The organism is Nonomuraea soli (assembly GCF_013761175.1).
In the GTDB taxonomy this organism is placed as follows: Bacteria; Actinomycetota; Actinomycetes; order Streptosporangiales; family Streptosporangiaceae; genus Nonomuraea; species Nonomuraea soli.
In genome coordinates this window covers 257,203-271,444 of the sequence record NZ_JACDUR010000005.1, presented here as the reverse complement: position 1 = coordinate 271,444, position 14,242 = coordinate 257,203, and the positions used below count along the sequence as shown (strand labels likewise).

General features: G+C 71.3%; 12 protein-coding genes and 1 tRNA gene. 2 read left to right on the top strand and 11 right to left on the bottom strand.

Annotation, left to right across the window (positions count from 1 at the left end; translation table 11 throughout):
• The first annotated feature begins 30 nt into the window (after positions 1-30).
• Positions 31-1,293 (top strand): L-lysine 6-transaminase, encoded by a 1,263-nt coding sequence (gene lat / locus HNR30_RS24840; protein WP_181612438.1) that lies wholly within the window; start codon positions 31-33, stop codon positions 1,291-1,293.
• Here the strand turns inward: lat and HNR30_RS24835 are convergent.
• The 9 genes from HNR30_RS24835 to HNR30_RS24795 form a co-directional block, all read right to left on the bottom strand.
• On the bottom strand, positions 1,290-1,520 hold the full coding sequence (locus HNR30_RS24835; RefSeq protein WP_181612437.1) for a helix-turn-helix domain-containing protein: 231 nt from the start codon (positions 1,518-1,520) through the stop codon (positions 1,290-1,292). The two genes, lat and HNR30_RS24835, sit on opposite strands and share 4 nt — an antisense overlap.
• Positions 1,521-1,681: 161 nt before the next feature.
• Positions 1,682-1,754, bottom strand: a tRNA-His gene (locus HNR30_RS24830).
• 67 nt (positions 1,755-1,821) lie between these two features.
• Positions 1,822-2,439: an oligoribonuclease gene (gene orn, locus HNR30_RS24825; RefSeq protein ID WP_181612436.1), complete on the bottom strand. Its 618-nt coding sequence runs from the start codon at positions 2,437-2,439 to the stop codon at positions 1,822-1,824.
• A gap of 62 nt (positions 2,440-2,501) precedes the next feature.
• On the bottom strand, positions 2,502-3,602 hold the full coding sequence (locus HNR30_RS24820) for a DUF2510 domain-containing protein (RefSeq protein WP_181612435.1): 1,101 nt from the start codon (positions 3,600-3,602) through the stop codon (positions 2,502-2,504).
• Positions 3,603-3,661: 59 nt separating this feature from the next.
• Positions 3,662-4,984 carry a protein kinase family protein gene (locus HNR30_RS24815; RefSeq protein WP_181612434.1) on the bottom strand — a complete coding sequence of 441 codons (1,323 nt, stop codon included), beginning with the start codon at positions 4,982-4,984 and terminating at the stop codon, positions 3,662-3,664.
• Between the two features lie 19 nt (positions 4,985-5,003).
• On the bottom strand, positions 5,004-6,710 hold the full coding sequence (locus HNR30_RS24810; protein ID WP_181612433.1) for a serine/threonine-protein kinase: 1,707 nt from the start codon (positions 6,708-6,710) through the stop codon (positions 5,004-5,006).
• Between the two features lie 111 nt (positions 6,711-6,821).
• Positions 6,822-7,379 carry a hypothetical protein gene (locus HNR30_RS24805; RefSeq protein ID WP_181612432.1) on the bottom strand — a complete coding sequence of 186 codons (558 nt, stop codon included), beginning with the start codon at positions 7,377-7,379 and terminating at the stop codon, positions 6,822-6,824.
• Between the two features lie 137 nt (positions 7,380-7,516).
• Positions 7,517-9,811 (bottom strand): protein kinase domain-containing protein, encoded by a 2,295-nt coding sequence (locus HNR30_RS24800; RefSeq protein ID WP_181612431.1) that lies wholly within the window; start codon positions 9,809-9,811, stop codon positions 7,517-7,519.
• Positions 9,812-9,871: 60 nt separating this feature from the next.
• Positions 9,872-10,510, bottom strand: coding sequence for a pyridoxamine 5'-phosphate oxidase family protein (locus HNR30_RS24795; RefSeq protein WP_181612430.1), 639 nt, complete (start codon positions 10,508-10,510; stop codon positions 9,872-9,874).
• Between the two features lie 68 nt (positions 10,511-10,578).
• Here HNR30_RS24795 and pdxR point away from each other — a divergent pair, with 68 nt between their 5' ends.
• Positions 10,579-12,018 (top strand): MocR-like pyridoxine biosynthesis transcription factor PdxR, encoded by a 1,440-nt coding sequence (gene pdxR, locus HNR30_RS24790; protein ID WP_181612429.1) that lies wholly within the window; start codon positions 10,579-10,581, stop codon positions 12,016-12,018.
• On the opposite strand, the gene HNR30_RS24785 is transcribed toward pdxR, so the two are convergent.
• Positions 11,945-13,141: a DegT/DnrJ/EryC1/StrS family aminotransferase gene (locus HNR30_RS24785; RefSeq protein ID WP_220133973.1), complete on the bottom strand. Its 1,197-nt coding sequence runs from the start codon at positions 13,139-13,141 to the stop codon at positions 11,945-11,947. The two genes, pdxR and HNR30_RS24785, sit on opposite strands and share 74 nt — an antisense overlap.
• Entirely contained in the window at positions 13,138-14,205 is a 1,068-nt protein-coding gene (locus tag HNR30_RS24780; RefSeq protein ID WP_181612428.1) for a GNAT family N-acetyltransferase, read from the bottom strand. The genes HNR30_RS24785 and HNR30_RS24780 overlap by 4 nt, the downstream gene beginning before the upstream one ends.
• Between the last annotated feature and the right edge of the window lie 37 nt (positions 14,206-14,242).

Here is a 14,242-nt window from a genome sequence, read left to right as displayed (position 1 = left end):
TACCCGTCCTGACGGGGAATGTACGCGGGCATGGACGTACTGGAGAGGCTCTCCCGGCACCTGCTCGTCGATGGCTATCGGCTCGTCCTCGATCTCGAACGCAGCCAGGGCTCCTGGCTCGTTGACGCCCGAACAGGCCGGAGATACCTGGACTTCTACACGTTCTTCGCCTCCGCTCCGCTGGGCGTGAACCCTCCCATCGACCCCGGCCGCCTGGCCGGGGTCGCGGCCAACAAACCGGCCAACCCCGACATGTACACGGTGCAGCTGGCCGACTTCGTCGACACCTTCACCCGCGTGCTGGGCGACCCCGACCTGCCCCACCTGTTCTTCGTCGAGGGCGGGGCCCTGGCGGTCGAGAACGCGCTCAAGACCGCCTTCGACTGGAAGAGCCGCCGCAACGAGGCGGCCGGCCGCTCGCCCGCCCTGGGCACGCGCGTCATGCACCTGACCCGCGCCTTCCACGGACGCAGCGGCTACACCCTGTCGCTGACCAACACCGACCCCGGCAAGACCGACCGGTTCCCGAAGTTCGACTGGCCCCGCATCCCGGTGCCCGCCACCCACTTCGGCGACGTCGAGCGGCGCGAGGCCGAAGCGCTGGCGCAGGCCAGGTCCGCCTTCGAGCGTCACCCCCACGACATCGCCTGCTTCATCGCCGAGCCCATCCAGGGCGAGGGGGGCGACAACCACATGCGCCCCCAGTTCCTGCAGGCCATGCAGGCGCTGTGCCACGAGTTCGACGCGCTCTTCGTCCTCGACGAGGTGCAGACCGGCGGCGGCGCGACCGGAACCCCGTGGGCCTACCAGCAGCTCGGCCTTTCCCCCGACATCGTGGCCTTCGCCAAGAAGGTCCAGGTCGGCGGCATCATGGCCGGGCGCAGGGTCGACCTGGTGCCCGACAACGTCTTCACCGTCAGCGGCCGCATCAACTCCACCTGGGGCGGCGGCCTGGTCGACATGGTGCGTTCGCAGGCGCTGCTGGAGATCGTGGAGCGCGACGGGCTGATCCCGCGGGCACTGACCCTCGGCCAGCGGGTCCTGGAACGCCTGGCCAAACTCCAGGCCGAGCATCCCGCGACCGTCTCCAACGCCAGGGGGCGCGGCCTCATGTGCGCCTTCGACCTGCCCGACCCCTCAACGCGCGACGGCGTGGTCGTCCGGCTGCGCGAGGACGAGGGAGTGGTGGTCCTGCCCTGCGGCGAACGCTCGGTCCGCCTGCGGCCCGCGCTCAACATCTCGGAAGAGGATCTGGAGGCGGGCCTGGCGGCCTTCGAGCGGGTGTTGTCCTAGCGGTCTCCCACCCGGCGCTTCCACAGATCTATGGCCGTGATCCGGGAGTCGACGCCGAGTTTGGAGTAGATGCGGTTGACGTGGTTCTTGACAGTCTTCTCGCTCAGAAACAACCTTTCGGCGATCTGACCGTTGGACTGCCCGAGGGCGATCAGCTCCATGACCTCTGCCTCACGCTTGCTTAAGGACAGGGTCACGTGCTCGTACGCTGCGTCGTCGACTCTCATCCGGCCTCCGGGGCGGCGATGGCGGTTCTATGCCGATGCCCCCGCTTCTTCCGGCCTAAGCGAGCATAACTCGCATTGTCATGATTTTGGGACGTTACGGAGAAAACGTAGGGGGCAGACGCGAAAGGGCCCGGCCGCCGAAGCGACCGGGCCCTCGAGAGGGTGAGCGAGGGGACTTGAACCCCCGACATCCAGGACCACAACCTGGCGCTCTGCCAACTGAGCTACGCCCACCATGTGCGCCGCGCGTTGGCGGCACAGGAAAAGTGTAGCGGGGTTCGGGAGTCTTTACGCCACCCGATTACCGCGCGCCTGTCGTGCCGGACCCGTTCGTGACCCCCTCGGCCAGCGCGCGGGCGGTCGCCGAGTCGGGACCCGGCTGCTCCACGAAGACCGCGGCGCGGTAGTAACGCAGCTCCCGCACGCTCTCGGTGATGTCGGCCAGGGCGCGGTGACCGCCCTGCTTCTCCGGAGCGGCGAAGTACACCCGTGGGTACCAGCGGCGCACCAGCTCCTTGATGGAGGAGACGTCGATCATGCGGTAGTGCAGGAACGCGTCGACCGCGGGCATGTCGCGCGCCAGGAAGGTGCGGTCGGTGCCGATCGAGTTGCCGCACAGCGGCGCCTTCTTCGGCTCGCCCACGTGGCCGCGGATGTAGTCGAGGACGAGCGACTCCGCCTCGGCCAACGTCACACCCTCTCCCAGCTCGGGCAGCAGGCCGGAGGCCGTGTGCATCTCGCGCACCACCTGCGACATCTGCTCGAGGGACTCGGCCGGGGGCTTGATGATCACGTCGACGCCGGCGTCGAGCTGGTTGAGCTCGCTGTCGGTGACGACGCACGCCACTTCGATGAGGGCGTCGCGGCCGAGATCCAGCCCGGTCATCTCGCAGTCGATCCAGACCAGGAAGTCACTCATTGGTTCTCCTTGCTTTAAGGACAAGCGTAGGGGGTCGGTAACGCAGCGCACCCCCTACGCGCTTAGGAGGTCTTGAGTGAACTCAGAACCTTGGCGACCACGTCGGTGCCGAGATTGTCGGGCACGGAGATGTAGACCAGGCTGGGCTCGGAGCCGGGCTTGTCGACGAGGACCAGCGCGCCGTGCTCCTTCTTCCACTTGTAGCCCTTGGCCTCCGACTCCTCGGTGAAGTCGAACTCGAACTCCACCAGCCACGCCTCGCGGTCGCCGACCTTCATCGACTCGTTCTTGAGGATCTTGTGGGTATTCTTCACGCTGCTGTAGAAGCGCGAGAAGTCGACGAAGACCGTGGCCGCGGTGCCCTTCAGGCTGTCGGCCCCGGAGTAGGGGTAGAGCTGGTTGAGCGTCCCGGTGTAGATGTTGCCCACCCAGTCGCTCTCGCCGTCGTACTTCTCCTGCGATATGGCCTGGACCGCGCTCGTCCAGCTCTGCATGCGCGGGTCGCTGCCGTTGACCTCGTCGGCCGCGGGCACCTGCCAGCCTTCCGGCACCTCGTACGACAGGCCCGTCCGGGTGTCGGTGATGCGGCCGTCGGCCGGCTCCGGGAGTTCCACCGCGCCCTGCTGAGGAGGATCGGTCGGCTGCGCGGACGGCTCCTCGGTGGGCTGGGGCTGAGGCTCCTCGGTGCGCTGCGGCTCCGGAAGCGCCCGGCTCGGCTCCTCCCTGTTCACCAGGAAGATCGCGACCGTGGCGATCAGGCCGACGAGCAGCAGCGCCGCCACCCCGCCCAGGACCCAGGGCAGCACGCTGCGCTTGGGCGGCTGCTGGCCGCCGAAGGACGGCTGGGGCAGCTGGGCGGTGCCCCAGTTCGGCTGGCTGCCGCCCTGGCCGTACGGGCCGTACTGGTTCTGCCCGTACATCGGCTGGCCGTACTGCTGGGTGGGGTTGGCCGGGTTGACGCTCTCGTACGGCCCGCCGGACTGCGGCTGCGGCTGGTGCTGCGGCTGCTGGTGCTGCTGCGGGCCGGAGGGCTGTTGCGCCGCACCCGCCGCGGGCTGTTCCAGCGGGTGCGTGGCGTCGGTCCACTGGTTGCCGTCCCACCAGCGGAGTAGGGGAGATCCGTAGGGGTCGGGGTACCAACCTGCGGGGGTTTGCGACGTCATGGTGGTCAGCGTATAAGTGGGCGTTTTTTCGCGCGAGTTGCTTCTGCCCGATTTACGCCTCAGCAGTTGAAGGAGAAGGTCGCCTTGTCCTCCACCCGCTTGCCCTCCGGCACCGGCGAGATGATCCTGAGCGTCGCCGTGAGCTTGCCCTTGCCGCTGCCGTCGATGGTCCACAACAACGTGACCGTCCACGACGTGGCGCCCTCGGAGATCGCCTGCGTCTTGCGGATGCGCTGGCCCGAGTCGCTCTGCTCCCACTCGTAGACGACCGTGCCCGCCTTGCCGTTGGTGGACAGCTTGCCCTGAACCTTCACCGGCTCGGTGCAGCGCTGCGCCTTCTTGGGGACGATCACGTCCACCTTGCTGACCGCGATCGGCGTCGAGGAGCCGACGAGCTTGCCGCCCATCGTCCAGACGAGGATCGCGCCACCGACGATCACCGCGAACAGGACCGCCGCGACGATGGTCCTGACCGGCCGCTTCTTCTTGCGCGGCGGCGGCTGCCTGTTCCTGCCGTCCTGCCAGATCTGCTCCACCGTGCTGCGCTGCTCGGCGTGCTCGGTGGGCACCCCCGGCCCGAACTGCTGGGCCGCGCCGGGCACGTGGAGCAGCGTGACGATCTCGCCCTCGTCCTGCACGCCCGCGCGGCCCATCGGCGCCACAGGAGGCGCCGACCAGGTGCGGGCGGCCTCCGACAGCCGGTCACGGGTGATCTGGCCCAGGGCGTCGCGCCCGGCCAGCAGCGCGTCACGCGCCGCGGCGAGCCCGCGCGTCGTCGCCGTCGCCGCGGCGCGTTCGAACAGCTCGGTCGCCCGCGGATGCGAGCCGCCCCACATGGCCGCCAGCCCCCTGGCCAGCGACGCCCACGCGGTCACGTCCCGCTGCGGAGACGGGTACTGCCCGCGCACCGCGTCGGCCAGCCCGCGCTCCGACAACAGCGTGCCGCCGTCGGCCGCGATCACGACGGTGCCCGGATGCACCGACCCATGCGCCAGCCCCGACGCGTGCAGGCCCAACAGGATCTGCGCCGTCTCCACGAGCACCGCCGCCGCCGAGGCGGGATCCAGCCCGTGCCTGCTGATCAGATCGGCCAGCGACGGCGTGGTGGGCTGGCGCGTCAGCAGCCAGACCTCCTCGCCCGCCGCGACCACGTCGTCCACCGGCACCAGCCCCCCGATGCCCGCCTGCGCCAGCTGCCGGTCGGCGAGCACCGTCGCCACCACCCGATCGCGCACGCCGGGCAGGCCCATCACCGCGGGATCGAATCGCAGCGCCCCGCCCCGATGGCCATCCGGTCCCACAGCGTCCACCCAGGTGCCCAACTCGGTCACCCGGGTCCGCTCGGTGAGCTGGAAGCCGGCGATTCCACTCCTGGCGTTCATCGCCGATTCCCCCAATGATCTAGCGCTTTCTCCGGTGCCGGCCCTTCACGGCAAGTGTGACCGACATGGTCCCTGACGTCACCAGACCCAGACCCAGCAATGCCCCGGCGACTCCCTCCTTGCGCGGCGGAGTCGGTTCCCCCGTGGGCGTGCTGGTGACTCCCGGCGAATCGATGGTCGGCTCGTTGGTGGAGGTCCTGGTCGGTTCCGGTTCGCCGGTCTCGCTCGGCGTCGGCGTCGTGGGCGGCGTCGTCGGCCGCGAGGTGGTCCTGGTCGGCTGCGGCTCGGAGGTCGGCGCGGGCGGCCTCGTCGTCGGTGTGGGCGGCTTGGGGGCCGGCGACTTGGTGCCTCCCGAATACTCCGGCTGCTTGCCGGGCGGATCGTCGGTCGCGCTGGCGCTCGGCTTGGCGGTCGGGCTCGTGCTCGGCTTCGGCGGCTTGACCGAGGGCGAGGCGCTCGGCGTCGCCGACGGCGGCGCCACGGTCGGCTGCCCGCTCGGCTGCTGGGAGGGCTCCTGGCTGGGTTCGGCCGTCTCCGTCGGTTCCGCGGTCGGCTCCTCGGTCGGTTCCTCCGTCGGAGTCTCCACCGGCTCGATCGCGGCGGGCGTCAACGGCGAGGGCGAGCCCTGCGCCGCCTGCGTCTGGATCTTCGGCGGGTCCTCCTGCCCGGTCAGCACGATCGCGATCGCGCCCACCACGACCCCGGTGGCCACCACGCCGACGGCCACCTTCACGCCCAGCTTGCCGATCAGCGAGCGGCTCTCGGTCATCACGCGCTTGGTCGCCGACTCTCCCACCCGGGAGTGCGCCAGCGACGTGCCCGTCTCGATGGGGGCTTCCTGGATGCCGCTCGGGAACAGCAGCGGCAGCAGCCCGGCCAGGCCCGCCAGGCGCCGCCTGCCGCGCTCCTCCCATCGCTCGCCGTACGCTCCGGCGGCCACGGCCTCGAGCTCGGTCAGGAACGCCTCAGCCGACGGCGGCCGGTCGGTGGAGTTCTTGGCCAGCCCCCGCTCGACCAGGCCCTGCAGGGCCTCCGGCACGTGCTCGATGGGCGGCGGGGCGCTGTGGTGCATGTGCGCGAGCGCGGCGATGTTGGCGGCCCGGTAGGGGCGGGTGCCGGTCAGGCACTCGAAGAACACCGCGGTCGCCGCGTACACGTCGGTGGCGGGGGCGGCGGAGGCGCCCGACCACTGCTCGGGCGCCATGTACGACGGCGTGCCCGCCGCGCTCGCGCCGGCGCCGGCCCGTACGGCGATGCCGAAGTCGACCAGCTTGCTCGTGCCGTCGGCCTGGACGACCACGTTCTCGGGCTTGTAGTCGCGGTGCACGACCCCGACGGCGTGCGCCGCCGCGAGGCCCTGCAGCGAGCCCTTCAGTACGGCCAGCGCCGCCTCGGGCCCGGTGGGGCCCTCCGAGCTCAGGATGTCGCGCAGCGGGACGCCGTCGACGAGTTCCATCACGATCGCCGCGCCGTGGCCGCTCTCGACGTAGTCGATGAACCTGGCGTTGTACGGGCTGCGGACCGTGGTCAGCAGCCTCGCCTCATGGCGGAAGCGGGCGACGAACCCGACGTCCGCCCGTAGTTCCTCGGACAGGTACTTGATCGCCACTTCCGACCCGTCATGGTCGGCCGTGGCCAGCACCACCCGCCCCGAGGCGCCGGCACCCAGTTCCCTGACTGTGGTGTAGCCGGGGACCTCCCACTGCCCGTCGGGAATGCCGTACATCACGGTCTCCTCAAGGTCACCTGGGCCCCCACCCACAACAGACGGACCGTACGGTAGTGCATCTGGCGGTCATATGTCGTCCAATCTGCCTACCTGTGACGCAAATCGCGGTTACAGCATGAAGACCAGCTGGACCGCGATCAGGACGTCCACGACGCCGCACCACTCGGCGAACGAGCGGGCCACGACCTTGTCCAGCTTCAGGTGCACGAAGTCCCAGACCCCGTGGAAGAACCAGCCCGCGGCCACCAGGTAGCGGCTCAGGTCGGGGTCGACGATCAGCCCGGCCAGGGCCAGCCCGCCGAACACGAGCATGCCGACCGCCTGCGCCTGGAAGGCGCCGTCGCGGCGCAGTTGCCCGTCGATGCCCGACCAGACGAACACGATCAGGGCGATCGCGGCGAACACCGCCGACGGCGGGATCACGTCGAGCGCCCGCAGGCCGAACACGAGGGCGAAGCCGGCGAACAGGGCGGGCCAGGTGAGCGAGCGGCGCCTCACCTTGGCCATCACCAGGTAGAGCAGCGGGAGCAGGGGCAGGATGTGGGCGAAGGTGGTCACGCCGCCGTCGCTCGCCGCCCCTCCGAAGGTCAGGGCCTCCATGCCCAGGGCCAGGGCGGTCGGCCAGCGGTCCTTCAGCCAGCTCCAGCGGGTGCGGTTCTTCGTCATGCCGAGCTCCTTCGGTACGAGGAGGGGGTATCGATGGATCCACCTTCACGCACGCGAAAGAGCGTCAGTAGGGCCGAAACCGCAGGGAGCGGCGTGGCGATGTCACCTGTGCGTGTGACACCTGTCATCCGCCCAGGTCAGTCGATGCAGCCGCCCGTCCTGCCCGAGGCGCTGGCCGGGCCGTCGGCCGAGGCGGGGCGGGTCGAGGCGACGATGGACCAGGTGGTCCCGCACTTGACGTCGCGTTGCGCGAAGCCGAGCTTGCGGGTGTAGGTCGTGTCGCCCGACAGTTCGAAGGTCTCGGTGCCGACCGTCGACTCGCCGATCCGGTAGGCGACCGTGAGGGTCACCGGCTGGGTGTTGGCCGTCACGACGGAGACGGCGGCGCTGAACAGGCCGTCGGCGTTCAGGTCGGCGTTGCTCAGCGTGATGCTCCGCACGGCCGCGGGACAGGTCACCTCGACGGAGTCGGTGGCGCGCCGTCCTCCGGCGCGGGCGACGAGGGTGACGGTGGATCCGCAGGGGCGCTGGCGGAAGGCGTGCCGTACCGTGCGCTCGTAGGTCGTCCGGCCGCTCAGCGTGGTGGTGCCGCCGTTGACCCGCTCGCCGCCGAGGAGGATCTCGGCGTCCAGCTCGACGGCCTCGGTGCCGGTGGCCTGCACGTCGATCCGGCCGATGACCGAACCGCTCGGGCTGATCTGGACGGCGGCCCGCAGGCCCGTGACCCTGGTGGGGCACTTGGGCACGTCGACGCTGGTGCTGCGGGTGAACCCCGGGGCGGCGACGGTCAGGGTGACCCGCTTGCCGCAGGGATGGTCGCCCAGGTCGCGGGAGAGTGAACGGCTGTAGGTGGTGGCGCCGCGCAGCCGTACGGTCTGGGTCCTGACGACCTCGCCGCCGACGGCGAAGCGGGCGGTGACGGGGATCGGTGCCAGGCCGGTGGTCCTGACCCGGACGGTGGCGGTGGCGGTGCCGTTCCCGCCGACGCGCAGCCCGGCGACGGCCAGCGCCGCGACCTCGGTCTTCGGCGTGACGGTGGGCGTGGGGGTGACCGTGGGCTTGGACGTCACGGTGGGCTTCACGGTCGGTTTCACCGTGGGCTTCACGGTGGGCTTGACCGTGGGCTTGGTCGTGACGGTCGGCTTCACCGTCGGCTTCACGGTGGGTTTCACCGTGGGCTTGACCGTCGGTTTCACGGTCGGCGGCTCGGCGGTGGGCGTCGTCCCGGCCGACGGGGTGACCTGTACCTCGGGCGTCACGGCGGACGACACGGTCGGGGTGGGATCGGGCGAGAGCGCCTCCACCGGCGTGGTGGTCACCTCGGGCGGGTCGATCTGCGAGGGCGTGCCCGCCTGCTGGACGGGCGAGGGCGAGGTGGGTCCCGCCACCACGACGTCCACCGGCTTGACGGGCGGCTGGTCGCGGGAGGCGAGGGCGACCCAGGCGACCCCGCCGGCCACCAGCACGGTGGTGACCCCGGCCGCGAGCTTGACGGCGTTGTGCCGCATGCCGCGCAGCACCGTGCGGAAGAGCGTCGTGCCCGTCTGCACCGGCGCGACGGCGGCGGGCGGCTGCGGCATCAGCAGCGGCAGGAGCGCGACGAGCGCGGCCAGACGACGGCGTCCGCGCTCCTCCCACTCCTCGCCGTAGGCGGCCAGGGCCGCCGCCTCCAGTTCGCGGACGAAGGTCAGCGCGCCGGGCGGCCGGTCGGTCGGGTCCTTGGCCAGGCCCCGCCTGACCAGGGCGTGCAGTCCGGCGGGCAGGTCCTGCAGGGGGATGGGCGCGTGCAGGTGCTGGTAGCCCAGGACGCTGGGCTCGGTGGAGCGGTAGGGCCGGTGCCCGGTGAGGCACTCGAAGAAGACCGCGGTGGCCGCGTAGACGTCGGTGGCGGGGGAGGCGGTCTCTCCCGACCACATCTCGGGCGCCATGTAGGGCGGGGTGCCCTCGGCCCGCATGGTGGTGCCCTGACGTACGGCGATGCCGAAGTCGACGAGCTTGCTCACGCCGTCGTCGCGGACGATGACGTTCTCCGGCTTGTAGTCGCGGTGCACGACGCCGGACTGGTGGGCCCGCGACAGGCCCAGCAGTGAGCCCTTGAGGACCACGAGGGCGGACTCGGGCGTGGTGGCGCCGTGCTCGCGTAACAGGGCGCGCAGTGACACCCCGTTGACCAGCTCCATCACGATGGCGGCGCCACCCGAGTCCTGCACGTACTCCCACAACCGGGCGATGTGCTGGTCCTGCAGCGTGGTCAGGAGGCGGGCCTCCGACTGGAAACGCCCCACCGCCACGGGGTCGCGCCGTAATTCGTCGGAGAGATACTTGATCGCGACGCGCACGCCGGTCTCGTTGTGCACGGCGAGGACCACCCTGCCGCTACCGCCCGCGCCGAGCGGTTTGATCTCCGTATATCCAGGCGCCGTCCAGTCCATGGCGCTCTCCTCATCAGGAATGGCCCACCCGATGAGACGCGTGATCTCCCGCTCAGGTTTTCACTTTCTTGAAGCGATGTGAATGGGTATGTCCACCCCGTCCAGAACCAGCGGATCGGTCGTGGGCCGCCCCCATGACGTCACCAGCGGAAGTACCCCGGCCCATACCGGAAGGGCATAGTCCTCCTCCTCGTCCTTCGGCATCCCGGTGCGGATCTTGACCGACGACTCCTCCAGCGACAGGGCCAGGACGGCGGTCGCCGCCATCTCCTTGCGGCTGGGAGGCCTGGCGTAGTCCCACTGCCCGGGAGCCAGCTGCTCGGTGAGCGCCTTCAGCCCGGCCAGCCGCTCGTCCTCGTCGGTCACCAGGCGGGCCACGCCGTAGATCATCGCCGAGCGGTAGTTGACGGAGTGGTCGAAGACCGAGCGGGAGTAGACGATGGCGTCGAGGTGGGTGACGGTCACGCAGACCTGGGTGCCGTCGCCCAGCCGCAGCGAGCGGGCGCCGGTGGAGCCGTGCAGGTAGAGGGTGTCGCCGATGCGGCCGTAGCCGGTCGGGACGACCATCGGATAGCCGTCGCGCACCACGCCCAGGTGGCAGATCAGGCCGCTGTCGAGGATCTCGTGGAGGTCGTCGCGGTCGTGGGAGGCACGCTCCTTGGAGCGGCCGAGCCGGGTTCGAGGGGTGGCGCTGAGCATGTTCAGGACCCTAGTGAGATAGTGGACTGGTAGAACATGGCCACTAACACGGCATTCCTAGGAGCCACTTGCGCGCCATCGTCGATCTTCCCGTCTCGTTGACCAGGGAGTCGGAGGTCCCGCTCACCACGCAGCTGAGCGACTGGCTGCGCTCGGCGATGCTCAACGGCACGCTGGCGGCGGGTGAGCGGCTGCCGTCGAGCCGGGGGCTGGCCGACCAGCTCGGCGTCAGCCGTACGGTCGTGACCGAGGCCTACCAGCAGCTGTACGCGGAGGGCTGGCTCGACGGGCGCCACGGGTCGGGCACGTTCGTGGCCGACCTGGAGGCGCCGCCCGAGCCCGCGCGGCCCGTTCCCGGGCAGGTCGCCGCCAGGCCGCAGGAGAAGCCCAGGATCAACCTCACCCCCGGCGAGCCCTGGGTGCACGACTACGACATCGCCGCGTGGAAACGTGCCTGGCGCAAGGCGGCCGACCTGCCGCCGGGCAACGACCCCGACCCGCACGGCCTGCCCTACCTCAGAGACCTGCTCGCCGCGCACCTGCGCCGCGCCCGCGCGGTTCCCGCGGGGCCCGAGAACATCCTGGTCACCCGCGGCACCGGCAACGGGCTCGACCTGGTGGCGCTGGCCCTGCTGGGCCACGGAACCCGCGCGGGCGTGGAGGAGCCGGGCTACCGGGTGGCGCGCAACGTCTTCAAGGCGCGCGGCGCCGAGGTGGTGCCCTGTCCGGTCGACGAGGACGGGGTGATCGTCGAGGCACTGCCCGACGACCTCGACGTGCTCTACACCACGCCCGCCCACCAGTACCCCCTGGGCGGCAGGCTGCCGATTCCGCGCAGGGAGCGGCTGCTGGCCTGGGCGCGCAGGACCGGAGCGATGATCGTCGAGGACGACTACGACGCCGAGTTCCGCTACGACGTGGCGCCGCTGCCCGCCCTGTACGGACTCGACCCCTCGCGCGTGGTGCTGCTGGGCACGCTCTCCAAGACGCTCGCGCCCGACATCGGCGTCGGCTGGCTGGTCGGGTCGGAGGAACTCGTCGACGCCATCGCCGTCAAGCGCGAGGAGGTCTCCGACCGCACCAGCGGCCCGGTCCAGCAGGCCGTGGTCAACCTGCTGGAGCGCGGCGACCTGGAGCGCCACCTGCGGCGAATGCGGCTGGAGTACGCGCGGCGGCGGGCGGCCGTCGTCGAGCTGCTCGGCCCGGTCTGCTCCCTGCGCGGCGACACGGCCGGGCTGCACGTGCTCGCCGAGCTGCCCGCCCGCCTGGTGCCTCGCGTGGTTGCGGCCGCCGCCGAGCGCGGCGTGAGCCTCGACGCGGTCGGCCGCGAGCGTTACCACCTCGGGCCCGCACGGGTGCACGGCCTGGTGATCGGGTACGGCTCGGCGTCGCTGGCCGACGTACGGCGCGGCTGCAGGATCGTGGCCGAGCTGATCACCGAGCTGGCGACGGGGCAGGGCTCAGCCCCTTCAGCACCTCCCAGGCCCGGTGGGCGCGCAGCGGGTTGACCGGCAGCACGTGCCGCGCCCACCACCGGGCGTCGCCGGGATACGGCGAGGCCTCGGTGAAGGCGGCGGCGTAGTCGTCGAAGGGCGGGTCGTACAGGTAGCCGGTCGCCACGCCGTGCCGCTCCAGCTCGGCGATGGCCGGGTCGCGCTCGCTCACCAGGAGCGGGACACGGAAGAGCGGCTGGTCGAGGTTGTCCAGCACGGCGGGCGCCACGCTCGGCAGCTCGGCCAGCATCGCGATCCCGGCCAGCCTGGCCGCGCGGTCCCTGGGGACGCGGCCGAGGCGGTGCGCCTGGTAGCGGCGGGACAGGCGGCCGTACCGCGACCGGTAGTGGTGCAGGTCGGCGCGGATCCACGAATCCAGGGCGGCCAGCGGATCGGCCAGGCGATCGTCCGGCGGGTCGGTCAGGGACGAGCCCTGCGATGCCCGGCCGCGGAGGGCGCTCCCGGCCGCCAGGGCCGACTTCAGCTCGCGCTCGCGCAGCGGGATGCGGTAGCCCTGCCGCGGCTCCACCAGCCCGAGCGCCCGTACCAGCCGCAGGGCCGGCCGTACCAGCTCCAGCGTGGTCACCGCATGGCGCGCGATCGAGGCGCCCACGGCCGCCAGGTCGGCGGCGAACGCGCCGGGCAGCAGGAGCCTGTCGCGGGCCCGCTCCAGCGCCTTGAGGTCCGCCCCAGACTCCACCGCCAGCACGCCGCCCGACCCGGCGCCCGCGTGCTTGGAGAGGCTGAACACCCCGGCCTGGCCGAAGGTGCCCAGCGGGCGGCCGCCGACCGTCGTCTCCAGGGCGTGCGCGACGTCCTCGATGACCACCTTGCCCGCCAGCCCGGCGACCGGGTCGGGCAGGCCGTACAGGTTGGTGGTGAGCACCGCGTCGACGGATGACAGGTCGGTCCTGGACAGGTCGAGGTTGCCGTCGCGCCGTGACAGCGGCGCGATCACCGGCAGCAGGCCGGCGGCGAGCACCAGGAAGAGGATCTCGTCGGCCGAGATCGGCGACATGAGGAGCCGCTGGCCGGGGCTGGTCCAGTGGCGCAGCGCGAGGTAGAGGCCGAGCCGGTTGGAGGGCAGCGGCAGGCAGCGGCGACCGGTGCGGCGGGCGATCAGCTCCTCTGGACTCACGGATGAACCGTAGTGCGCACCCGTCCCAGGGTTTTCAGCGCCCTGTCGGCCACGCGCGACAGGAACGGGTTGGCCAGGACCGTGTTGCGCGCCGTGCGCAGCGGCACGCGCGTCACCCAGTGCGCAGCGGAGGCGGGGCCGGGCCTGGCGACCCTGCCCTCCGCCACCCGCAGCTCGCCGTTCTTCAGCTTGTCCTTGTACTCCTTCTCGCCGCGCCCCAGGTCGATCACCTCGATGCCGTGCGCGGCCGCCTGCTCGGCCATGGCCAGGTGGTGCACCAGGCCGGGGGAGTACTTGGCGAAGGCCGGGTCGTAGGCGGGGAACCAGCCGGCCAGCGTGGTGGCGGTGCGCAGGCCGAAGTGCCCGGCCATCGGCACGCCGTCGACGTAGACCATGTCGAGCACGCCCGCGAAGCTCTCGCTCTCGATGGCGGCCAGCCGATCGACGAGCTCCACGATCCACGGGTGGGAGAAGCGGTCGCTGCGCCCGGTGCGGCGGTACTGCGCGGTCTTCCACGCCAGCAGGGTGCGCAGCGGCTCGGGGTCGTGCACCGCGTAGTCGTGGCGCACCTGGCCGAAGTCGCGTTCGAGCCTGCGGGCCTTGGCCAGGGTGGACTTGTACGTCTTGGCGCCGACCTGCCGGGTGAAGGCGTCGTATCCGGCACGCAGGTCGATGATCGGCGAGGGGAACAGCTCGTGCCGCCCTTGCAGGAACGGCTGGCCCGCGACGAGGTGGTCGAACTCGTAGACGCCCAGGCCGCTGAGCTTCAGCAGCGCGCGGGCGTCGCCGTCGATCGTGCCGACCAAGCCCTGCGCGTCGGTCAGGCCCGCGGCGACCGGGCGGCCGATGCCCAGGGGGTGGCGCTCGAACGGGAAGAACGCCACGATCTTCCCGTCGTCCTCGACCACCGACACCCTGACCTGGTCGCGGAGTTCACCGACGGTGACGGTGAACTCGGGTGACAGGAACGGGGTGTCGAGCGCCGGATCGGCCTGCTGCAGGGCGCGCCACCGGGCGATCTCCGTCTCGCCCAGCTCGCGTGGTCGCACTACCGTCAGACGCATGGCGCTCACGCTAGGTGATCGCCGATGTCCGGGACCT

Excerpts from the sequence above, each read along its gene's own strand:
- HNR30_RS24795 (WP_181612430.1), bottom strand. The coding sequence starts at position 10,510 with ATGCTCAGCGCCACCCCTCGAACCCGGCTCGGCCGCTCCAAGGAGCGT.
- HNR30_RS24810 (WP_181612433.1), bottom strand. The coding sequence starts at position 6,710 with ATGTACGGCATTCCCGACGGGCAGTGGGAGGTCCCCGGCTACACCACA.
- HNR30_RS24835 (WP_181612437.1), bottom strand. The coding sequence starts at position 1,520 with ATGAGAGTCGACGACGCAGCGTACGAGCACGTGACCCTGTCCTTAAGC.
- HNR30_RS24780 (WP_181612428.1), bottom strand. The coding sequence starts at position 14,205 with ATGCGTCTGACGGTAGTGCGACCACGCGAGCTGGGCGAGACGGAGATC.
- HNR30_RS24805 (WP_181612432.1), bottom strand. The coding sequence starts at position 7,379 with ATGACGAAGAACCGCACCCGCTGGAGCTGGCTGAAGGACCGCTGGCCG.
- lat (WP_181612438.1), top strand. The coding sequence starts at position 31 with ATGGACGTACTGGAGAGGCTCTCCCGGCACCTGCTCGTCGATGGCTAT.
- HNR30_RS24800 (WP_181612431.1), bottom strand. The coding sequence starts at position 9,811 with ATGGACTGGACGGCGCCTGGATATACGGAGATCAAACCGCTCGGCGCG.
- HNR30_RS24820 (WP_181612435.1), bottom strand. The coding sequence starts at position 3,602 with ATGACGTCGCAAACCCCCGCAGGTTGGTACCCCGACCCCTACGGATCT.
- orn (WP_181612436.1), bottom strand. The coding sequence starts at position 2,439 with ATGAGTGACTTCCTGGTCTGGATCGACTGCGAGATGACCGGGCTGGAT.
- HNR30_RS24815 (WP_181612434.1), bottom strand. The coding sequence starts at position 4,984 with ATGAACGCCAGGAGTGGAATCGCCGGCTTCCAGCTCACCGAGCGGACC.